This is a genomic window from Pseudomonas fluorescens (genome assembly GCF_902497775.2).
Taxonomy (GTDB): Bacteria; Pseudomonadota; Gammaproteobacteria; order Pseudomonadales; family Pseudomonadaceae; genus Aquipseudomonas; species Aquipseudomonas putida_F.
Genome location: NZ_OZ024668.1, coordinates 1,145,630 through 1,169,542, shown reverse-complemented (window position 1 = coordinate 1,169,542; position 23,913 = coordinate 1,145,630). Strand labels below are relative to the sequence as shown.

Here is a 23,913-nt window from a genome sequence, read left to right as displayed (position 1 = left end):
CAGTCAGAGCTCGGCGGCCAGGCGCGAACCCTGGTTGATGGCGCGCTTGGCATCCAGCTCGGCGGCGACATCGGCGCCACCGATCAGGTGCACCGACTGGCCGGCGGCGAGCAGGCCGTCCTGCAGTTCGCGCAGTGGATCCTGGCCGGCGCAGATGACGATGTTATCCACAGGCAGCACCTGCGGCTCGCCCTCGGCGATGCGGATGTGCAGGCCGGCGTCGTCGATGCTCAGGTACTCGACGCTGTTGAGCATCTGCACCTGCTTGTTCTTCAGGCCCGTGCGGTGAATCCAGCCGGTGGTCTTGCCCAGGCCGTCGCCGACCTTGGTCTTTTTGCGCTGCAGGAGGAACACCTGACGCGCCGGCGCGTGCGGCTCGGCCTCGATCCCGGCTACGCCGCCGCGGGCCTCGAGGTGGGTATCGATGCCCCACTCCTTCCAGAACGCTTCACGGTCCTGGCTGGTGGCCACGCCCTGGTGCACCAGGTACTCGGAGACGTCAAAACCGATACCGCCGGCGCCGATCACCGCCACCTTCTGCCCTACCGGCTGGCGCTGCAGCAGCACATCCAGGTAGTTCAGCACCTTGGCGTGCTCGATGCCGGGGATGGCCGGCAAACGCGGGGCGATACCGGTGGCGAGGATGATCTCGTCAAAGCCGCCCGCCGCCAGCTGCGCGGCATCGACGCGGGTGTTCAGGCACAGCTCGACGCCAGTGGTCTGCAGCTTGCGTTTGAAGTAGCGCAGGGTTTCATAGAACTCCTCTTTGCCCGGCACGCGCTTGGCCACGTTGAACTGACCGCCGATCTCGCTGGCCGAATCGAACAGGGTCACTTCATGGCCGCGCTCCGCCGCAACGGTGGCAGCCGCCAGGCCCGCGGGGCCGGCACCCACCACGGCGATGCGCTTGACCTGGGTGACCGGCAGGTAATTGAGCTCGGTTTCATGGCAGGCGCGCGGGTTGACCAGGCAGCTGGTCAGCTTGCCGCCGAAGGTGTGATCCAGGCAGGCCTGGTTGCAGCCGATACAGGTGTTGATCTCGTCGCCACGCCCGGCGGCGGCCTTGTTGACGAACTCCGGGTCAGCGAGGAACGGCCGCGCCATCGAGACCATGTCGGCATCGCCCTCGGCAAGGATCTGCTCGGCGACTTCCGGGGTGTTGATGCGATTGGTGGTGATCAGCGGGATCTGCACCGCACCGCGCAGCTTGGCGGTGACCTTGCTGAACGCCGCGCGCGGCACCTTGGTGGCGATGGTCGGGATCCGCGCTTCGTGCCAACCGATACCGGTGTTGATAAGGGTCGCGCCGGCCTGCTCCACGGCCTTGGCCAGCTGCACGATCTCTTCCCAGCTGCTGCCGCCCTCGACCAGGTCGAGCATCGACAGGCGGAAGATGATGATGAAGTTCGGCCCTACCGCTTCCCGCACACGACGGACGATTTCCACCGCCAGGCGCATACGGTTCTCATAGCTGCCACCCCAGCGGTCGGTGCGCTGGTTGGTGTGGGCGGCGAGGAACTGGTTGATGAAGTAGCCTTCCGACCCCATGATCTCGATGCCGTCGTACTCGGCGCTTTGCGCCAGCAGCGAGCAGGTGACGAAGTCCTGGATCTGCTTCTCGATGCCCTCTTCATCCAGCTCGCGCGGCTTGAACGGGTTGATCGGCGCCTGGATGGCGCTCGGCGCTACCGATTTCGGGCTGTAGGCATAGCGACCGGCGTGGAGGATCTGCATGCAGATCTTGCCACCGGCCTCATGCACCGCCTGGGTGACGATGCGGTGTTTATCGGCTTCTTCCGGCGTGCTCAGCTTGGCAGCGCCGGAATACACCCCGCCCTCCACGTTCGGGCCGATGCCGCCGGTCACCATCAGGCCGACGCCGCCACGGGCGCGCTCGGCAAAATAGGCCGCCATGCGCTCGAAACCGCCGGGCTTTTCTTCAAGGCCGGTGTGCATCGAGCCCATCAGGGTGCGGTTGCGCAAGGTGGTGAAACCCAGGTCCAGCGGGGCGAGCAAATGCGGGTATTGAGCGGCGGCCATAGTCAACTCCACAACAGGCGTAATCACGGAATGCGGGCGCCTCGCCAAGGCTGGCGGGGCCCGTCAGTTATCTGAGGCCGACATTAAAGAGCCAGCGGGCGCGGCTCAATGACCGAAAGTGACAAGTTATTGATCCTACTGCACCCGGGTCCCCTTGGGACCGATACTCAAAGTGTGTAATCACCTGTCGTTTTTCCGGAGAATCTTATGATTGCACCATTGCTCCTTTTGCACCTTTGTATTGACCGAAAACATGGTGGACCGGTGTGCGGGGACATAGTGGACACTTTCGGCACGATTTCTAGCCGGGATTTCACCCATGACCTGAAAGGCCAGGAGCCGCCCCCGAGGTGATCGCACAACTGCAGGACTACGCCGAGGGGCGGCGGGAGATCGAGGTGGTGCTGGAGAAATTTCAGGGGCAAGATTGTCGATGGACAACTGCTGCCTCACAAGGCATAACCCAGGAACCACGGAAATAACATGAGCAGCAAACAACTCAACGAAACCAGCAAGTTTCTCAGCTATGTTCTCAGGCATGAGCCACAAGCTATCGGCTTGCAGCTAGACAGCGAAGGCTGGGCAGATATCGATTCTATGATTGCCGGCGCGGCTAAAGACGGGCGAATCCTAGATACCGCACTTATTCAAGCGGTCGTCAGCAGCAGCGATAAAAAGCGCTTCAGCATCTCGGATGATGGACAACGCATTCGCGCCGTACAGGGCCACTCGACATCCAGCGTCAGCCTTCAGCACATAGAGAAAGAACCACCGGAATTTCTCTACCATGGCACAGCAACACGCTTCCTGGCGTCGATCCGCCAACAAGGGCTGATTGCTGGCTCACGCCACCACGTGCACCTATCGCAGGACAGATCAACAGCGATTGCTGTCGGACAGCGCTATGGAAAACCTGTGGTACTAAAAATTGAAGCCCTGCGTATGTACCAACAGGGCTTCAAGTTATTTCAGGCGGAGAATGAAGTTTGGCTAACTAGCCATGTGCCAGAAAAATTCTTGTGCGAAATATGAACTACCCGTTAACGGCCCAACAGAAATTATTTCCAAACAAGATACAATAAATAACGCCATTCTGAAAATCAGACTTTAGCAACGTCACTCAGCCAGACATCAAAGCTCGGCAACTCATAAGATCGCCCCTTGTTGCCTAGATCAATAACAACAACTCGAGGATCGCCACCTAGGCAGTGTACGAAAAGTAATGTCGCAAACACCGCATAGCACAAGCTAACGAGACCATTGCTGCGTAGCTTTTCGCGAGCTTGTCGAAGCGTGTGACGATGCGGCGGTTCTCTTTCAGCCAGCCGAACATGCGTTCGATGATGTTGCGTTGCCGGTATTTCGGCCGATCAAACAAGCGCGGCAAGCCGGGCTTGGGTTTGCGCTTCATAGATCGCAGAGGGATTACCGGCTGCATCCGGTATCGGTCACAGTAGCGTCGCAGGGCTTCGGCATCGTAGCCCTTATCAGCCAAAAGCCAACGGCAGCGTTTGCGAGGGCGACCGCGCAAACTGGGGACATAGGCTTCATCGAACAGTGGCTGGGCGTACGAGATGTCACTGGCCTGTCCGCCCGAAAGCAGAAAGCGCAGCGGTACGCCATTGGCGTCGCAAAGCATATGAATCTTGGTCGTCAGGCCTCCGCGACTGCGGCCTAGGGCGTGGTCTGAGGGTTCATCAGGCCCCCTTTTTTCCCGGCGCCAGATGAGGCTAGGGTTGCACGTACAGCAGTGGAGTCGATCATCCAGGTTTCCAGGTCGATCAATCCTTGCTCGTTTAGCTTGATGTGCAGCCGCTTGAGCATCAGGTCGAACGTTCCCTGGTTACGCCAATCCCGAAACCGCTGGTAGACCGTTGACCAGGGCCCGAAGCGCTCGGGCATGTCGCGCCACGCGGCGCCTGAGCAAAGCACCCAGAGCACGCCATTGAGCATCAAACGGTCATCGGCTCTCGGCCGACCGCTGCGCCGGGGCTGTTCAAAGAGATCAGCAACCAGCTCCCAGGCTGCATCGGGAATTTCGTACCGCTTAACCATCGTGGCCTCCTGCCTTCGATGGGCGCGAACTCTACCGAATATCAGTGTCCAGGTGCGGTGACGGCGGTTTCAAAGGATTTCGTACAGAACCTAAGTCGTCACCATCAAAAAAAGCGGCGTCATCATTTAACTGAGCAAATGGAATTAAATTTCGACCCTCTAAACCTACCCCCATAACTGTGCCGCAAACGCCACGACAACTCACCACCTTCCGTGCTTGCATCATCAAACCACCAGACAAAGTCATTAGGTAAATCTACCGACTTGGCCAGCTCCAGATATTTTTCTGGATACTTAAAGCCAGCGGGTAACTGCGCAGTTGAATAGGTACGAAAAGCCTTCTGCATTATCATCACCTCGGAATCTCAGGATCGGAAATAGATCTGCGGGGGAGCTTCTCCGCCCAATGTCTATCCACACTAGGCACTCCATAGAGATTTAACCCCCCAGCTTTTGAAGGGCGAACCTCAATAATTTCCCCTTTACCACCTGAAGCATAAAGTAACTTTCTTGCAATGCCTGAACAGTCTGATCCTGAGCAGCTCACCATATTTTTAATTTGCGAGCTCCGCATCACATCATCAACAGACTTGCTTGGCGAAAACTCCGGACTGACAGGGCGGAATGGACGATCCATTCCTGGCGGGATAAACTCGTCGACCTTTCCAGCAGAACCTGCGCCTTTTGCACCTATTCAGTTATTTGATAAAAAGTAACAGTAGGCCCGTAATCCTGATCCGAATTCGAAACTTCAACAGAAAATTTCCTCTCTGGAAATTTGTCTTTCAAGACCAACCGCCATGACAAAGAAACAATTTCAGCTAGCTGTTCAAAAACAACGTCATCGACCTCATCATTGCAGCCTGAAAAAACATCGTACAAGTGAGTATGGTTCATTATTTCTTCAACTGCACGAACATCACCATCAAATTTTTTTAGCCATACAAAAAAAACATCATGATCGTATTTAGCATTTAAAATAACAGCGCCCTGACTAACAAAAAAATCAGGAAACAACAGCCTGCAAAACAGCAGACAATCTTCAGGACTGCACACGGCGCTGACATAAGAAAATATATCAATATTATCTTTTTCAGCCCAGCTTGATGCCCACAACTCGTATCTGCTCAAACCACTAAATGGTCTAATTGTATTAATCTTCATTATGGAATCTCATCCGGGGTGGTAGGCCGCGGAGCCAGTTTCGTAGAAGGCGACTGAACCCTGACCGTCCCGTCCGGCAACGTATTTCGACCATATTCTATTACATGTGGTGTCGACACATTAGCATGAGCTTTGCCGGTAACGTCAACTCGCTTAACAATCATCCCGGCTGAATCATAGACGGCATAGCTGGTGATATTTCCTTGATTATCGGCCCGATACACAGTTCCATTCGCTGGTCCACCATCATGCTTAAAGCGGCCGCTAACCTGAGTAGCGTTTTCAAGCGGACCTCCAACAAGATCATTTGCGTTACGAGGAACAGAATTGATGCTAGTTGAGCCTTTTGCACCAACAGAAACTCAAAACTTAAGTATTACCCACATAAACGGCCCCGCCCGATAATTCCATGACCCAAGGTTCGGTTGATGACGAACAAAACACATTCAACACACGACCGTCAGATAGTTTAAAGCATGGGTCAATTGGCTGATCATCAATGAGCCAACTCACCTCAAGAACGGATAAATTTAAAAATCCAGAAACAAGATCGCGAGCGTCATTATCCCAACAAGCAAACAGCAAATCCCCATCCTTTGATACACGCCATGCACTCTCAGTCTGAAAGCTCCAATCCACCGAGAAAAGCATAAGCTTATCGCCATCCCACAATACTCTTTCAATTTTTATTGGCAACAAAAGAGCCACAGCTTGCAAAAATGTATTCATTGTTTAGTCCACTTGCTCAATATGCGTACGTTCTCTTATCCACTGCTTTCGCTCCGCCTTCGATAAACCCTGCGGGGGTTGCGGCGGCTTTCCTGTAGTAGGGTCCACAGGTCCGCCATTGGAGTTCTCAAATGATGCGCGCTGGGGACTTCGACCATCTGCCTGCATCACCCGAACTCGCGAACCATCAGGCAAGATGTACTGAGTTCCAACCACATTTCCGCTGGTTGGAGAAATCACTGGTTTTGTTGGATACCCTGCCGCTTCAAAGTCAGCAATCATCTTAGACTGACTTTTAGAAAGATTCACTCCAGAGACATGACTTACTGATCCCACATTTGCTTTTGCACCATTAAATCAGTCCAAGCTCTCGCAACTGCATCTCACTAGCAAAATCTAACCCCCCACTCTCAACCCTGGATCCATCTGAGTAATGGGAGTACCCACAAACATTGCACTGATACGCCAACAACCCATTATGTTTACCTATAAAAACGCGCATCCCTTCAGATTCACACTTGGGACATTGCTTATCAACTTCAACAGTCGCCAGCTCCTCAAGCGTATCGCGTAAAAATCTCGCAATCGCCTCTACATCTCTAGGCTGACGCTTCAAAATAACACTCTTGAAATTAATTAAATCACTCACTTTAAAGGACGAATACTCAACTGGAATCTCCCTCTCATTTAACTTTGCAAAGCTATCGAACCCATAGACCGAAAACGGCTCACCGGCAAGATACTTATAGTTACTCCTTATCCAAAACAATATTATCTCAAGAACTTGCCTCAAAGGTGCTTCATTAGTCAGAGTCGCCACTGCCAACTGAAAATCACGCCATATTTTAACAGGAAAAGTACGCATCAGTTGCTCACCTTAATCGGGAAGGTTGTAATTAAATTCCCTGCTTTATCGGTGAACACTTTTATCACAGAAGTAGGAACACCACCATCCTTCAATGTAGTAGTGCCAATAGCCCGACCTACATCGACCGTTCTTAAAAATTGGCCATCTGGCAGCGCAACAACCGGAGACTTCACAACAGCACTGCTTTGCAGGATCCCTTTCAGCTCGTCCGGAGCAATAGTAAACACCGAGCGCGAATTGGAGATTTCTCTATTAAAATGCCCATCTAGAACGTGGTCGAAACCCGCAGATACCGGATTGCCGTTATCACGAAGAGGAGTCGTTCCCGTACGACCATTGGCAATGTTTATACGAGACTGCACTCGGCCTGGGATCTGAGTAGCACCTTCGCCTGTCGCTTTTGCACCTTGCCCCGGACCAGATTCAACCTTGCTGACCGCCGGCTTCTTGCCACCTTCAACAACGCCATGCCCTTTGCGTCCAGGTACACCACCCGCAAGTATAGCTGCGATCAGCTCTCCGCCACCGACCAGATATCGATCACTCTCAACATTCAGGTCAAGAGTGTCCTTGCCTTCCATCCGTTCAGCAATCGCTTTCCCCAGCCTTTCCTGTATTTCGCCCAGCCTTGCCTGCAACTCCTCGGCAAACGACGTCTGCTCCAGAGCACCGAATACCATCGCTTGCGCGACACCTTTGGGCCCTTGAGCAAGCGCCAGTACGACTCTAACCGCTTGGGCTTTTTCGTCGTTATCTTTGATGTACTTGCTGATTGCCGATGTATAGCGCAGGGTTTTCTGCAGATGGTTCAGTTCATGCTCACGCCGTGCCTTCGACTCCTCCGCCTTGATTACAAGTGCATCCAAAAGCAGAGCTTTCGGATTTTCATAGCCGGAAAGCTCGGATCCCTTAGGCAGGGAATTCTGCACCTCCCGCAACTCGGTTTCCGACAATTTCCAGAAGTCGCTAAGTTGTTTCAGCACACGTTCCTGGAACTTGGCATCTCCCATCATCTCCATGGCAGCTGAACGACTCAGACCCGAGATAATCAGAGCCTCCAGGGTATTCTCAGCCAAATCCCTGCCGCCGATTTGCGCCGCGCCAGCCGCCATCTCCCGGCCCAGCACACGTTCCATGCGATTGATAACCGCGTTGACCCCTTTGCTTGCCTCCTCATAGTTGGCCAGGGCGGTCTCGTCGTAGTCGAGCAGCGAGTTGGACCATTGCTTGAGGGTCTCATCGGTCTTGAGTACCGCGTCGACAGACGACCCAGTGACATACAGATCCGTACGCGACTCTTCATCGCGGGTGATCTCGTAGGCCTTGTCGACATCGCGGTTCAGCCCCGCAGTGGAGTCGTCACCGGACTCGGCATCCTTGCGCACCACGATCTGGCCATCACCGACGGTGGCGCGGACGATCTGCTCGCGGTCCTTGTCGTACTCCCAGCCGTTGACGCTCCAACTGGTCTTGGCGTCTTCACCCCTGCCGCCCTTGCCCACCTGCGTGCTGTCCTGGGTGGTGTTGCCCTTGCCGGCGCTGTAGCTGCCGCCAGCGTTCAGGTAGTAGCCGTGCTCCTTGTCCTTGCCAGCGATATCGCTGAAACCCAGGGTGTCGGTATCGAGCTTGAGGTTGCCGTTGTCAGCGGCGATCAAGGCTCCATCAAGCTGGGTGTGATTCTCGGTACGGATATCGACCTTGTTCTTGCCGGTGATGCGCGTCTGATCCTCGACCCAGTCGGTCTTGCCGGTGGTCTGGCCATAACCGACCGAACCACTGACACCGGCCCCCGGGCCGAAGGTTGCGGTGACGCTGATGTCGAACTCCTTGCCCTTGACCTCACCGCTATTGGCCACCGACGACACGTTCAGGTCGCCGCCGACTCGGCCGGTCACCTCATCGCCACGCAAGTTGGCACCGGCGATGGTGGTGTCTTTGCCGCTGGTGAAGTTCAGACGGTCGCCGGCATACAGGTAGGCGTCCTGCTGACGCAGGGCGTCACGGTCCAGATTGCCCTTGCCCATGCTGACGCTGACGTAGATGCCCACGCCTTCAGAACCGACGGTGAGACCGACTTCGCCTCCACCGTTATGGCGATTGCTGTCGCTGCTGCTGTCGTTCTGCGCCGAACGAATGTTCAGGTCGTTAGCGGCAGCAAGGTCGATGTCGCGACCGGCCTGGACCTGGGTAGCGGTCATGTTCAGGTCATTACCGGCATCGAGCTTGACGTCGCGCCCTGCCTGCAGTTGGGTCGGCGTCGACGTGCCCTGGGTGCCATCCTCGAGGGCTTCACCATAGCTGCCACCGACGCCGGCCTTGAAGCCGCCGCTGGTACCGCCGTGCAGCCCCGCCCAGATCACGCGCTGGCTGCTTTCCTGGCTGACGCTGCCCTTGGCCACATCCAGGTTGATATCGCGGCCCTGGACGACAATGTCGCGACCGGCCTGCAGTTGCCCGCCCTTGACCGTGACATCATTGCCAGCCTTGAAGTTGAGGTCATTGCCGGCATTGAGCGTCGAAGCGCGATTCGACTCTTCGACCTGCTCCTGGTGGCTGCGCTGGATGCTGTCGCCCATCTTGCCGTCGCCCGTCGGCCCGGACAGAAACTCTCCGATCGAATCGACCGCGCGCAAGGTGCTCGACCCTTTGCTGACGCCGTTCTCACCCTTACCCGCGCCATTTATGGCGTCCTTGGTTTTGCCGAAGTTGTGGTTGAGAGTGGCGGTGGCACCATGGGTAGAGTGCTCGCGCATCTGCTCGAGGGTGCGGGTTTCGCGGGCTGCATCGACGTTGATATCGCGCCCGGCATTGAAGTTGATGTCGTTGTCAGCCAGCAGGTCGGAGCCGCTCTGGTTGATATCGCGCTTGGCGTTGATGTCCAGGTCGTTGCCAGCCTTGATCTGGCTGGCGGAAGCGAGCTGCTGCTCAAGGCGATCCTTGGTCTTGAGCCGCTCGGCGCCGACGAACATGCTCACGCCGTTGTCGTCACTGGAAACCCCGAAGCCAGCGCGCTTTTCCTTGGACCAGTTGGTTTCGCTCTGCTCGCTCTGCGCCGCAACCACGTTGACGTCACGCCCGGCATTCAAACTGACATTGCGCCCGGCACTGATGCCGCTACCTTCCACGTTGATGTCACGCTCGGCCTGCAGCATCGCATCACGCTCGGCCGTCACCTGGCTGCCGACGCTGGTGCTGCTTTGCGCCTGACGCCCCGATTCCTTGGCCGAAGCCACCGAGACAAAGCCGCCGGAAGTCGACAGGCCAGTTTTCTTCCGGTACTCCTCGCTCCGGCTGTAGGCCGTATCGTTGGCCGAGACCAGGTTGATGTCGCCGCCGGCATCGATCAGCCCGGCACGCAGCTCGACATCGTTGCCGGCCTTGGTTTCACTGGCGCGTACGCGCACATCGCTGCCAGCGGCAACGACCACGTCGTGGCTGGCTTCAAGCACGCTGGCGACCTGGGTGGCACTGGTTTGCAGCTGGCTCTTGCCGCTCTTGGACAGGCCGAGGAAGCCTGACTTGGTTTTCTTGCTGTACTCGCCGTGCTCTTCGATCCCCGAAAGCACCGCGATGTCACCCGTGGCGCCGACCAGCAGGTCATTGCCAGCCTTGAGCTGGCTACCGATGACGCTGACGTCTCGACCACCGTCCAGAGCGATGCCTCCGCTGGCAGTCTTGCTGGCATTGACGGTCAGGTCATGCCCCGCTTCGATCACCGAGGCGACGTTGGTGCTGTGGTAGCTTTCCTGCTGCTTGCTACTGCTGCGACCTAAGGAGCCTTTGCTCTTTTTCAAGTAGAAAGAAGCGCTCTCATCCTTGGCCGACGCGATGTTCAGATCACGCCCGGCATCAAGATCGACATCAGCCCCGCCCTTGACCCGGCTGGCGATGATGTCCATATCGTTGCCGGCACTCAGGGCAATATTGCCTCCGGCATTGAGCGTGGTCGAAACCTGGTTGATGCGGTCCTCTTGCGCGGTGACTTTTTTGCTTTTGCTGTAGAAGTGCTGCTCATTCGCTGCCGAGCTCAGGCTCAGGTCGCCGGTGGCGGCCATGGCGATATCGCGCTTGGCGTCGATCTGACTGGCAATGGCGCTGATATCGCGACCGCCACTGAGGCTCAGGTCGCGGCCGGCTTCAAGGCTTGAGCCATGTTGAGTGATGCGCTGGTCCTTGAAGTGTGTGCCACGGCTGGTGCCCGACACCTGTTCCACCGAGGCCAGATTAATGTCGCGCCCGGCCTTGATGCTGGTGTCGGCGCCGCTCTTGATGACCCCTCCGAGGTTGCTGACATCGCGCCCACTCTGCAGGCTCAGGTTATTGGCGGCCTCGATGCGGGCGGCGCTGTCGAGGAAGTCGCGGCGCTCGCTATAGCCACCACTAGCAGTCTGGAAACTACTGACGCTGCGCTCGTTGATGACATCCCCATCGATGGCACTGAGGCTGACGTCGCGACCGGCGATAATCCCACCGGCCTTATTCACCAGGTTATTGCCCGCCAACAGATCGAGACGGTTGCCGGCTTCCACCAGCCCGCTGTTGACCAGGTTGTTGCCGGCCTGGGCCGACAGGTTATTGCTGGCGCGCAACGTGCCGACGTTGTCCAGGTTGTGCCCGGCGATCAGGTTGAGATTGTTACCGGCGATCAAGGCACCGTTGGGCGCCAGCCGATTGTTCGAGTGGGCCAGGTACAGCACTGGCACCAACACCTGTTCGCCCTTGACCTCGGCGCGCTCCATCCAGACGATGTCGTGGGTCAAGGCCGCGACCTGTTCGGCGGTCAGGCTGACGCCAATGGCCAGATCAAGCTTTTGCTTGCTCTGGATGGCGTTGTCCATCAGGTACTTGAACAGCTGCTCGTCACTGGTTTGTCCTGCCAGCAGGCGCTCACCGGTACGCGCTACTACCGCTTGCTGGATCAGCCGCTGCTCGTAGTAGCCATCGCCCAGGCGTTTCCAACTGTCGTCGGGGTTGTAACCGAGGTTGGCCAGCAGGTAGTCCGAGCTCATGAACTGCTTGAGGTCGGTGAGGGCCGGGTTGGTTTCGATCAGGTACTTGTGCGGCTGAGACCGGGCAGTGTTGTCCGGCAGGCCTTGCACGCGGTTGACCACCTGATCGGCCGCTGAGGTTATCTGCTTGGCGACAGCCAGCGGATTAGCGACGACAGGCCCAAGCCGCTCACCCATGTTCGGTACATCAACCTCGACTGGAATCGCTCCAGGAAGATTGATTGACGTTTGTCCATCACGCGGCACGGGGGCGAACGGAGAAACCACCGAGGGCTGTGGCGCATTCACCGACACAAGGGCATCACGTTCGGCGGGCGCCAAGCCAGGCAAGTCGAGATCAAGCTGGACAGCCTTGTCCGCCGACTGCGACGAGCCGTTGCTCAGGTCCAGACCATTGACCTTGTTGCCTTGAGTGATTTCGCCAGTGACGGTACGACCGGATTGCCAAACGCCCGTGTCGGCTTCAACCACATCTGCGGTATTGATTACTCGACTACTGGCGTCGATGCCGCTGGCCTCCCGGGCTGCCACTGAGACCTGATGGGTGCTGGCGGACACCTGCGCAGCGTTCGCCGTTTCGATAGCGCGGCTGTGGGTTTCAGGAAGGGTTTGTTGCCGCTGGGTACTGCTGATGGCAGCAGCGCCCATGGTCCAACTCTGCGGTGCAGAGCTGGCGCTGGTGCTGCTGGTTTCACCGCTCAGACGGAACAGGCCGTTCTGGCCCACGGGCAGGCTGAAACCCGGCAGGCTCAGCGGGTTGATCTGCTGCTGGGCCAGATTGGGTGGCAGCTGTGCATTGAGCAGGATAACCGGCGCCTTGTTGGCGCCAACCTGGGTATCCAGTGAGCGATCATTCACCGCCAATGCGGTCTTGAGCACACTGATGTTGCTGATGTCGTTACTGGCCGTGAGTTGCGCGTTGCCACCCGCCTGGATAACGGCCGGCGCCATTGACTCGCCATTGCCCTGGACCACCAACGGCTGGTTGATACCGGGGAACAGCGACGGGCTCAGCTTGCTCATCAGTGTCGCGAAAGCCGCCTCATCCACCGGCGCCCCCGCGGGGCTCGACCGGTTGAAGTCCTGTACGGCCTGGGACAGTTGGTTGTATTGATTGCGGTAAATTTTACTGGTGCCATCGTAGCGCCGACTCTCGGTGCCGGAGCCGCCAGTGGCGCCCAGGTTCACGATGTTCTCGCCACGAATCGTCAGGTCATTGGCAGCGGACACCACGCTATAGCGGTTGGTGAAGTTCTGGCTGGCAATCTCCAGGTTGCCGCCAGCCCCGAGCGTGGCAGATGGCGAGTTCGCCTCGATCACACTCTCGACGGTGCGACTCATGGTGATGACCGGTCTTTTGTCACTCCAACCGCCGCCGCAGTGCTGCGAGCAACTGAGATCGACCGCTACGGACGTCAACCTCTGGTTGAGCTTGAACTTCTCCCGCTCGTTGACCACCTCATTTGCCGAAAGCCTGAGATCGACCCTGCTCTGCATGCTGCCGGAAACGTTTCTGACGCTCTGCGCGAAGGTTGCCTTGGTAAAACCTGCCACCGTCAGATTGCCGAGGCTATAGACCTCACCGTAGTCGTTGGTGAGGTTGTTCAGATTGAAGGTCGAGTCCTCACCACTGAACATGAAGCCGCGAATGTTCGAGTCCGCTGCGTCGCGGCCGTTGAACAGGCTTTGCGCGGTCAGGTCAAGATTCTGCGTGGCGCCCAGGGTGCCGGTGTTCTGTACGCTACCGGCGCCAATGCGCAGATCGGCAGCGGAGGTCAGGCGGCCCTGGTTGGCAAGCAGCCCGGCGACATCGATCGATGTATCGCCGCCCCCGGCCAAGCTACCGGCAGCCGCCAGATTCAGCTGCGCTGCGCTCAGCTCGAAGCTGCCGACACTGCTGGCACGACCGCTACCGCTATAGCTGCCACCCAGGTTCAGCTTGAGGCTGCCGTCACTGGCGATCAGGCCGTCGTTGTTCCAGTTACCGCCGTTGCCCACCAGGCTGTCGGAGGCCAGCAGTTGGCCGCCCGCCACCTGGTTGAGGGTGTTGACGTTGACCGTCAGCCGTCCGGCCTGGATCACGCTGCTGTTGGTCCAGTGGTCCGCGCTCAGGGTAAGCCCGCCACGGGTGACCAGGTTACCGCCGGCTCGGGTCAGGTTGGCGGTACTGATATCGAAGGTGCCGCGGCCAGCATGCAACACACTGCCGCCGCTGTTCTGGAAGTCGCTGGCGTTGAGGGTCAGGTCGCTGTTGGCTGTTTCAAGCACACCGCCACGGTTATCCAGCAAGCCGCCAATCTCGAACTCGGTCTTGCCGCTGCGCCCCAGAGCGCGCAGTTGCCCCTGTTGGTTGGCCAGGCTGGCCGCGCGCACGCTCAAGGTGCTGTCGCTTTCGATAATGCCTTGCTGGTTGTTCAGCGCACCGCTGAGGTTGAACTCGACCAGGTTGCCGGCGATCTGACCACGAGCGTCGCCGCCGTTGATGAAGTCATGACCACTCACCTTCACTGCACCCTGGCTGTAAAGGCCGCCATTGCGGTTGTCGAAGGTAGCGGCAGTAACGTTCACATCGCCGGTTTGTGCAGCGATTCGCCCGCCATTGTTGCCGACGCTGGTACTGATCAACTGCAAGCGCTGGGCCTGGAGAATGCCGCCTTGACGGTTGTCCAGGTCGAAGCCGTTGCGCAATACGCCCAGGGTACGCGCCTGCAGGGCGCCATTGAGGCTGGCCAGGGTGCCAGCACGGTTGTCGATGCTGCCGGCCTTGAGCGTGGCATCACCGGTCTGGGCAAGGATTTTGCCACCTTGGTTGTCTAGATCTGCCGCGACCTCGATGTCCAGGTCTGCCTGGCTCTGCACGGTACCTGCGGCGTTGCCGAGGCGCCCGGCCTTGAGCGACACGCCGGCATTCTGGCTGTAGATCAAGCCATCGCCGCTGTTGAGTACAGCGCCGCTGGCATTGAGGGACAGTTGGCCGCTGGCAGCGACAGTACCGCGATTGCGGTTGTCGAGGTTGCCCGTGAACAGACTCAGCAGACCCTGGCTGGCCAGTTGGCCGCCCTGGTTATCGATCTGGGCGGAACGCTTGATCATCAGCGCACTACCACTGGCCAGCTTGCCGTTGGTATTGATCAGTTTGCCGAGCAGGTCGAGGGTCACGGTGCCATTACTGGCCAGGGTGCCGGAACTGTTATCCAGGTCAGTGCCATTGATATCGATAGCCTGTTGGGCCTGGATCGAACCACCGGCATTGCCAAGGGCCTGCCCTTGAATCTCAAGCGTTGTGCCGCTGTCGATCAAACCGCCTTGGCCATTATCCAGCTGGCCGGAAACGATCAAACGTTGGCTGGTACCACTGGAGAGGATGCCTTTGGCGCTATTGTCGAGGCTGGCAGCATTGACGCTCAAGGCCTTCTGACTGACCAGCGCACCGCCAGTACTGTTGAGCAGGCTGTTGGTGAGATGGGCGTCAAGGTTGCCGAAACGGCTGGAGACAGTGCCACCATTGCGGTTGTCCAGGCTGCCAGCCGAGATGTTCAGGCCTTGCCAACCGGACATCAGGCCGCCCTGATTGAGCAAATCCAAACCTTTGAGGCTCAGCAAGTTGTTGCTGATCAGCTTGCCGTTGCTGTTGTCCAGGGTCCGCCCGGTCAGTTCCAGGCGCTGGGCGCTGGAGAGTTCGCCCCCTTGGTTGTTCAGGTCACGCAAGTGCTGGAGGGTCAGGGCGCCGGCGGTGGTGATCAGGCCGCCACGATTGTCCAGGTCGCCGGTGGCCGCCCCGAAGTCGATAGCAATGGCTTTGCCCAGCAACGCACCTTTGCGGTTGTCCATCGCGGTGCTGTTGAGCGTCAGCGTATCGGTGGCGTTGATCAGACCATCATTCTGGTTGCGCAACAGGCCATTGATGTTCAGCAGCAGATCGCTGCGGCTGGTCAGCATGCCGCCGCTGTTATCCAGCATGGCAGCATGACCATCGATGGATTGCGCGGCAATCAGGCCCTTGACGTTGTTCAGGGCCTGGTTGACGCGCAAGGTCAGGGCTTGGTTGCTCAGCAGTTTGCCGTCATTGTTTTGCAGGTTGTCGGCGGCCAGGGTGAAGGCTTGGGCACTGGAGATTTCGCCGCCCTGGTTGTTCACCCCCTTGAGGTTTTTCAGTACCAGCAACGGACCGTTGATCAAACCGCCCTGGTTGTTCAGCTGACCCTGGCTGAGGTCCAGCGTCACCGCTGTACTGCTGAAAAGCTTGCCACCTTGTTGATCCAGGCTGCTGACCCTGGCGGTCAGTGCCTTGCTGCTGGCGAGCTGACCGCCATCCTGGTTGGTCAATGGCCCAGCGGTGATATCGAGGGTCTCGGTGCTGCTGACCACGCCGCCGTGGCTGTTATCCATGGCCCCTGTAGTGATGTTCAGGGCTGCCTTGCTGCTCAGAGTGCCCTTTTGGCTGTTGTCGAGGCTGGCGCTGTGAACATCCAGAGTGCTGTCGGTGACCAGTTCACCGCCCTGGTTATCCACGGCCTGCAGCGTAGTCACACTCAAGGCACCCGCGCTGGACAGACTGCCCTGGCGGTTATCGAGGTTGGCCGCTTGCAGGCGCAACTGGCCTTCGCTGCTGATCAGGCCCTGGCGGTTCAGCGCCTCGCCACTGAGTACGAGGTCAAGCCCCTGCTGGCTGAGCAGGCGACCGCCACTGTTATCCAGGCTGACACCTGTCAGGCTCATGCCAGCCAATGTACTGAGCAACCCGTTGCTGTGATTGAGGAGCTTGTCGACAGTAAGGCTCAACGCTTTTACGCCAACAACCCGACCACCGTCACTGTTGTTCAGTTGCAGCCCCTGGAGACTGACACCGCTCGTGCTGAATATCTCACCGCCACGGTTGTCGACATCTACGACCTTGAGCTGCACGTCTCCGATCGCACCGACCAGACCGTTGTTGCGGTTGTCCAGCGTCGTACCGTCAAGCACCAGCGCACCCTCGGCAATCAACAGACCGTTCTGGTTGCTGACCGTTGTCACGCTCGCCTTGAGGTCACCTTTGCTGGAAATCTGCCCGTCGCTGTTTTCCAGACTGGCCGCACTGAATCGGCTACTGCCATCGGCAATCACCGTGCCGACCTGGTTCTTCAACGTACCGTCAATGGCCAGGCCCAGGTCACCGCGACTGCTGAGCAGGCCGCCCTGGTTGTCCAGACTGGCGCTACGCACTTGCAGCGCAGCCGCAGAAATCAATCCTTTGACGTTGGCCAAGGCGTGATTGACGCGCAGGGTCAGCGCCTGGTTGCTGATGAGTTTGCCGTTGCTGTTATCCAGGTTGCTGGCGGTCAGGGTGAACGCTTGAGTACTGGATATCTCGCCGTTCTGGTTATTGACGCCATTGAGGTTCTTCAACAGCAACGATGGCGCGTTGATCACGCCTTGGTTGTTCAGTTGGCCATTATTCAGGTCCAGGTCCAGGGCAGTTTTGCTAATCAGCTCACCGCCCTGTTGAGTCAACCCCTTTACATTGGCGCGCAAGGCGCCGGCACTGGCAATACGCCCGCCATTGTTGACCTGCGCGGCAGTCAATTCGAGGCTATCGGCACTGATCAGGCGTCCGCCAGGGGTGTTGCTGAACAGACCTGTGGTCAGCTTCGCCGCACCATCACTCTTGATCAGCCCTTGCAGACTGTTGTCGAGCATTGCGCTGGTCAGAATGAGACTACCCGCCGTCTCGACAGTGCCACTCCGGTTAAGCAGATCGGCAACACTGGCGATGTCCAGTGTTCCTGCACTGGACAGGTTGCCATTGCTGTTGTCGATAACCTGCCCCTGCAACTGCAACCGGCCTTCGCTGTTGATCTTGCCGCCGGAGTTGGTCAGACGACCGTCGAGCTCTGGGGTTGCCGACAGCTGAATCATCAGCGAGTGCTTGCCGGCAAAAGTACCCTGGTTGTTATCCAGACGTGCACCGGTAACCCGTGCGTTCTGGGCAAACACCAGTCCCTTGGCGTTGTTGATAACCTGAGCCACGGCAAGCTCCAGCGCGCTTGCGACCATGAGCTTGCCTGCGCTGTTGTCCAGGCGCTGGCCGCTGAAATCGGTGTCGCCCTGGCTGGAGATTTCACCGGCGCGGTTGTCGACAGTGCCGGCTTTGAGTTTCAGCGCTTTTGTAGCAGCCACCAAGCCGCCATCGCGGTTGTCGAGCGTGGTCGCAACCAGCGTCAGGTCGCCTTCAGCCACGAGCTCGCCGCCCTGCTGATTCAGCGCGCCCACGGTTGCCTCAAGATCACTTTGGCTGGAAATACGGCCGCGGCTGTTAGTCACGGTATCGGCGTTCAGGCGCAGGGGCCCTGTGGCACGGAGCAGACCGTCCTGGTTATTCAACTGCTGCCCGCTGAAGGTCAGCGCCTGCTTGCTTTTCAGTTCGCCGTGACGGTTATCCAACTGGCCAACCTGCAACAGCAGATCGCGACTGGCGCGTACTTTGCCGCCACGGTTATCCAGTGCATTGCTGCGCACGGTCAACAGGTTTTGCCCGACAAAGCTGCCACCGCGGTTGTCCAGGCTCCCCGCTTGCACGTCCATGACCCCCTTGGCCAACAAACTGCCCTTGGCCTGGTTATCCAGCAAACCATCGACCTTCACCGTCAAACTGCCGTCGGTGGCCAGGCTTCCGCCCAGGCTGTTGTCCAGGCTCAACGCCATAACCCGCAGTTGCTGACCGGCCCCAAGCTTCCCGTCATGGTTTGTCAGTGCGCCCTTGATCCTCAGTTCGAGGCTACCGTCACTCGTGACCTCGCCCTGATGGTTGTTCAGGGTCGCAGCGTTGACCACACTGAAGCCGGCTGCGGAAACCTCGCCTTGCTGGTTGAGCAGATCACCGCTCAGGCTCAGCGCCAGGTCGGTCGAACTGGTGAAGACGCCCGTGGTGTTATCCAGGCTCCCGCCTTGCGCCTGAAGCCCGGCCGCCGCGATCCGTCCTTTGACGTTTTTCAAGGCTTGGTCGACCTTCAGCGTCAGAGCCTGGTCACTGAGCAGCTTGCCCGTGCTGTTATCGAAGCTCTGCGCGGCGACAGCAAAAGCCTGTTTACTGGAAATTTCGCCCCCCTGGTTGACCACCCCGGCCAGGTTCTGCAATACCAGTGGGCCCGGCGCGTTGATCAAGCCAGTGGTGTTGTTCAGGTACCCGCGATTCATATTCAGGGTCAGGGCACTGTTGCTGTAGAACTCGCCACCGCCCCGTTGATCCAGGCCGGCAATGCTGGCATCGAGTGTTTTGCCGCTGGCAATACGACCGTGTTCGCGGTTATCCACTTCACCCGCCATCAGAGTCAGGTCGTCGGCACTGGTCAGGCGTCCACTCTGCTGATTGTTCAAGGCGCCTGTAGCCACGCGCACCGCGCCGTCGGCGACAATGTGCCCCTGACGGTTATCAAGGCTGGCGCTTGTAAGGTTCAGGGTATCGGCGCTGAGCAGCTCGCCGCCCTGGTTAGTGACTACACCTTGTGCCGACAACACCAGCACCTGAGCGCTGGACGCCCGGCCACGGTTGTTGTTCAGGCTGACGGTGTGCAGGGTCAGCGCGCCATCACTGCGAAGTGTCCCCTGTTGATTGTTCAACTGCCCATCAAGCGTGGCGTCGCGCGCGGTTGCCTCGCGCAGGGTCATGTTCAGGTTTCGCTTGGCGAACACGCTGCCCTGATCACTATTGTCCAGGTGCGCGGCATTCAACGTGACCGACTGCTGGCCACTGATGATGCCTTTGATCTGGTTGTTCAGCCGATCGAGGGTCAGCTGCAGGTCGGCGTTGGCCAGCAGGCGGCCGCCACTGTTGTCGAGTTGACGGCCCGTGAGGTCCAGTTGCGTAACACTGGAGATTTCCCCGGCACGGTTGTCCAGGGTATCGACGGCAAGGTGCATGGCCTTGCCCGAATTGAGCAGGCCGCCCTGCCTGTTATCCAGGGCACCGGCGTTGATCTTCAGCACGCCGACCGCAGCGATGCGGCCTGTGCGGTTATCAATGCGGGTGCCGTCGAGCAGCAGGTTCGCCTTGCTGGTAAGCCGCCCCTGGGACAGGTTATCGAGGCTGCCGGTGCCCAGTTGCAGGTCGTCGGCTGCGGCGATCAGGCCGGCCTGATTGAGCAGATGCCCGGCAATGCGGGCCGTCAGCGCGCCATCGCTGGTGAGTTTGCCGTCGGTGTTATTGACGCTGGCCGCGCTGAGCGTGAGCGTGTTGCCAGCCGAAAGTGTACCGCCAGCGTTGCTGATGGCGCCGTCGGCGCTGAGCGTCAGCCCATGATCCCCCTGAACTACACCTTGGCTGTTGTCCAGTGAACCGACAACCAACGAGGTGTCATTGGCCAGAATCTCGCCTTCGCGGTTATCCAGCCCCCTTGCAACCTTGAGGGTCAAGCTCTGCCCAGCGTTCAGGCTGCCTTCGTTGTTGGCCAGGCTGCCGAGTTCGAGATCCAGTCCCCTGGCCGATACCAGCCCTTTGGCGTTTTCCAGTGCCTTGGCAATGCGCAGGGTCAGCGTCTGTTCACTCAGTACCTTGCCGCTGCGGTTGTCCAGCTGCTGCGCGGTCAGTCCAAACCCGCGCACGCTGGAGATTTCCCCGCCCTGATTGTCAACCGTGACGAGGTTGCTCAACAGCAATTGCCCAGGCGCATTGATCAGGCCGTCCTGGTTGTTCAGGTAGCCGTGATTGAGGTCCAGGTTCAGGTCGGCCTGACTGCTCAGATGACCATCATTACGCTGATCGAGCCCGTTGATACTGACCGTCAGGCCCGTGCCGTCGACGCGCCCGCTGTTGCGGTTGTCCAGCAAACCGGCACGCAGTTGCAGCGTGCCGCCAGCGCTCAGTTGACCGGCCTGATTGTTCAGGTCGGCGCTGCTGAGCTGCAGGCCTTGCCCTGCAGCGAACAGACCTGTCTGGTTGAGCAGGTTGCCGGCGATAGTGGCAGTCAGTGCGCCGCCGCTGGTCAACTTGCCCAGGGTGTTATCCAGGCTGGCGCCAGTAAGCTCCAGCGCTTGGCCACTGTGCACAGTGCCGTTGCGATTGTTGACCGCGCCGCTGCTGTTGAGCTTGAGACCGCTGTCACTTTGTATCAGGCCTTGGGCGTTATCCAGCGATGCCACGTTGAGCAGCAAATCCCGCCCAAGGATTTTGCCACTGCGGTTGTCCAGCACACCGTCGGCAGAAAGCTTCAGACCTTCCCGGGCCTGCAGTTCGCCGCCGCCATTATTGACACGGCCAGCGTGCATCTGGAGTGACGATGCTTTGATCAACCCCTTGGTATTGTCCAGCGCACGGAGGATGGTCAGGTTCAGAGCCTGGTCACTCAACACCTTGCCATCGCGATTGCCCAGGGTATCGGCACTGAAGTCGAACGCCTGGACGCTGGAGATTTCACCGCCCTGGTTTTCGACGCTGTTGAGGTTTTTCAGCAGCAGCGTGCCCGGCGCATTGATCAGACCGCTTTGGTTGTTCAGGTGGCCACGATTGAGATCCAGGCTCAGATTCGCTGCGCTGTACAGATGACCATCGCCTTGCTGGTCAAGGCCGGTGACATTCGCCGTCAGGTCTTTACGACTGAAAATGCGTCCACCGCTGCTGTTGTCCAGCAGCCCTGAAGTCAACTGCAGGGTGTCTTCGCTACTGACCTGCCCGTTGCGCTGATTGTTCAGTTGGCCTGCCTGAATCTGCAGCGCGCCCTGACTGGCGAGCTTGCCGGCGCTGTTGATCAGGGTGCCGGCATTGAGCTGGGCAGCGCCATCCGCCGTGATGCTGCCGCCCCGGTTGTCCAGCTCTCGCGTCACCTTTGCATTCAGGGTGCTGCGGCTGTGGATTTTGCCCTGCTGGCCATTGATCAGGCTGGCAACATCCAGGTGCAGGCCGTTGGCAGTAATCAGGCCAGCCCCGTTGCTCAACTGCTGGGCCACTTGCAGGGTCAAGGCCCGATCACTGAGCAATTTGCCGGCATCGTTGTTGATCGTGCTGGCGACCACAGCGAAAGACTCGGGGCTGGATATCTCGCCACTGCGGTTATCCACGCTGCCGAGGTTCTTCAGCGTCAGCTGACCGGCCGAGTTGATCAGTCCGTCCTGGTTATTCAGGTGCCCCTGGTTAAGGTCCAGACTCAGGCTGGTGTTGCTGTAAAGGTGCCCCTTGCCTTGCTGGTCCAGGCTGCCGATCGATGCGTTCAGCGCTTGAGCACTGGCAATCGAGCCGCCCTGACTGTTTTTAACCGTCCGGGCCGTCAGATCAAGTGCTTGCTCGCTGGCGAGCGAACCGCCCTGCTGGTTATCCAGCTCACCTACCTTCACAGCCAGTGCAGCGATGGACTCGATGCGTCCCTGATGGTGGTTGGTCAAAGCACCCGCCACCTCCAGCCCCAGCGTTCCCTGACTGCTCAGCAGCCCTTTCTGGCTGTTGTCCAGTGAACCCGCAACAATCTTCAGGTCCTGGCCGGCCGCAGTACGCCCTGCCTGATTATTGATCGCCTCTCGGGCATTGATACTCAGCCCCGTGCCCGCCGACACCAAGCCTGCCAGGTTATCCAGGCGGGTGACGTTCAAGGCCATGGCATCAAGGCTGGATAATTCGCCAGAACGGTTGTTCAGCTGGCCAAGGCTCGCGGTAAACGGGCCGCTGCTCGTTACCAGGCCGCCTTGAGCATTGAGCAATTGCTCGGCATTGAGCTGCAGGCTGCCGGTGCTCAGCACTCGGCCTCGATTCTGGTTGTCCAGGCTGCCTGCGCTGAGGGTCAGCGCTTGCCTGGCGCTTAATGTGCCGCCCTGGTTATTGGTAGCCAGGTTTGTATTGACGGCCAGATTACGACTGGCAATAAGGCTGGCACCACGGTTATCGAGATACTCGGCGGAGATACTGAGATCACCCTGGGTGTTGCGACTGTTATCGGCATTTACCCCGGCTTCGATCACATCCTGGTTGCGTAACTGACCACCGCTGGAGAGGCTGATGCGATCAGCGGCTGCCAGTGATTTTCGGCTTTCGAGGTCGCCTCGGGTTTCCACGTCCAGGGTGGAGGCGGCGTATACCGGCCCTTGCAGTTGCGCACTTGCCGCCTTGATCTCGACGGCACCGGAAGCCACCGTCTGAGCCAGGCTCAGGTGGCCGTTGGCATCCAGCTGAATGTCACCTGCGCTGGCAGCCAGGGTACCGTCAAGCTTCACGCCGACCCCGGCCTCGGTGCCGACCAGCTTGATCGCCCCTGCGTACATGCCGCCCAGTGCGCTGGAGTCGATGGTCAATTGTGGCGCGTCCGCCGGGTTGGCAGCGCGGGCGGTAGCTTTGAGGGTGCTGGCGTCGACATCATTGGCGCCGGCGATCACCTCCAGTTTGTTGGCGTTGATCCGGGCATTGATCCGGGCACTGCGGGTGATGATTTCGAAACGGTCGACATTGCCCGCGTTAAGCCCCGCGCCTTCGATGGCAACACTGCCCTGATCCACTTGGTAATGGGTGATCTGGCCGTTCTCGATCACCGCCTTGCCGGTACTGAGCGTCGCCCGTGGGGTATTGATAAAGCCACAACCATCACAGCTGATGCCGTAAGGGTTGGCTACGATGACATGGGCTGATTGCCCCGCCACTTCGGTGTAGCCCTTGAGCTGGCTGGGGCTGCCGCCGTTGACCTCGTTGAGAATGATGTTGGCCGCACGGCCATCCAGGTTCGGGTTGCCGACAATGATGCCGCCCAGTTGAGTGTCCTGGGTGCGGTTGGTGGCATTGTTGAGGATTACCCCCTGCTGGCCGACGTTGTAGTCCTGGAATTGGTTATGCGACAGGCCATTGCCGTTGGGCGCGGCAATGTTGACGATCGGCACGCCATTGCCCGCCTGGCCCAGGGTGGTGCCAGGGGCACTGACCACAATACCCTCGGCCTGGGCCCACAACGGTTGCCAGAACATGACGTTGGCCAGCAAGAACGCCAGGCCCCGCCGGGGCATGCCCCAGAAATGATCGCGGGTTTTCAACCTGGCGGAGGGTTGGCGGGCCAGGAAGGCAAATTGGCTAACGTCCATGTCGGCTGTCTCGGAAAAGCG

General features: G+C 58.8%; 8 protein-coding genes. 1 reads left to right on the top strand and 7 read right to left on the bottom strand.

Annotated elements, in window-relative coordinates:
• Nucleotides 1–3 precede the first annotated feature (3 nt).
• Entirely contained in the window at nt 4–2,040 is a 2,037-nt protein-coding gene (locus tag F8N82_RS05520; RefSeq protein WP_038994214.1) for an NADPH-dependent 2,4-dienoyl-CoA reductase, read from the bottom strand.
• Between the two features lie 483 nt (nt 2,041–2,523).
• Between F8N82_RS05520 and F8N82_RS05515 the strand changes: the two genes are divergently transcribed.
• On the top strand, nt 2,524–3,072 hold the full coding sequence (locus F8N82_RS05515) for an RNA 2'-phosphotransferase (RefSeq protein WP_038994213.1): 549 nt from the start codon (nt 2,524–2,526) through the stop codon (nt 3,070–3,072).
• 169 nt (nt 3,073–3,241) lie between these two features.
• Here F8N82_RS05515 and F8N82_RS05510 read toward each other — a convergent pair.
• The 6 genes from F8N82_RS05510 to F8N82_RS05490 form a co-directional block, all read right to left on the bottom strand.
• A protein-coding gene (locus tag F8N82_RS05510; RefSeq protein ID WP_095161635.1) for an IS5 family transposase occupies nt 3,242–4,095 on the bottom strand; the annotation gives its coding sequence in 2 pieces (ribosomal slippage) (nt 3,242–3,751 and nt 3,754–4,095; 852 coding nt in all).
• Nucleotides 4,096–4,785: 690 nt separating this feature from the next.
• Nucleotides 4,786–5,259 (bottom strand): hypothetical protein, encoded by a 474-nt coding sequence (locus F8N82_RS05505; RefSeq protein WP_224793722.1) that lies wholly within the window; start codon nt 5,257–5,259, stop codon nt 4,786–4,788.
• On the bottom strand, nt 5,259–5,591 hold the full coding sequence (locus tag F8N82_RS27510) for a polymorphic toxin type 24 domain-containing protein (RefSeq protein WP_080764697.1): 333 nt from the start codon (nt 5,589–5,591) through the stop codon (nt 5,259–5,261). Before F8N82_RS27510 ends, F8N82_RS05505 begins: the two co-directional genes overlap by 1 nt.
• A 37-nt stretch (nt 5,592–5,628) precedes the next feature.
• Nucleotides 5,629–5,988: a hypothetical protein gene (locus F8N82_RS05500; RefSeq protein ID WP_141231028.1), complete on the bottom strand. Its 360-nt coding sequence runs from the start codon at nt 5,986–5,988 to the stop codon at nt 5,629–5,631.
• Between the two features lie 352 nt (nt 5,989–6,340).
• On the bottom strand, nt 6,341–6,853 hold the full coding sequence (locus tag F8N82_RS05495) for a hypothetical protein (protein WP_038994208.1): 513 nt from the start codon (nt 6,851–6,853) through the stop codon (nt 6,341–6,343).
• The gene (locus tag F8N82_RS05490; protein ID WP_038994207.1) at nt 6,853–23,892 is read right to left on the bottom strand and encodes a hemagglutinin repeat-containing protein; all 17,040 of its coding nucleotides are present in this window, start codon (nt 23,890–23,892) and stop codon (nt 6,853–6,855) included. The genes F8N82_RS05495 and F8N82_RS05490 overlap by 1 nt, the downstream gene beginning before the upstream one ends.
• Nucleotides 23,893–23,913 lie beyond the last annotated feature (21 nt).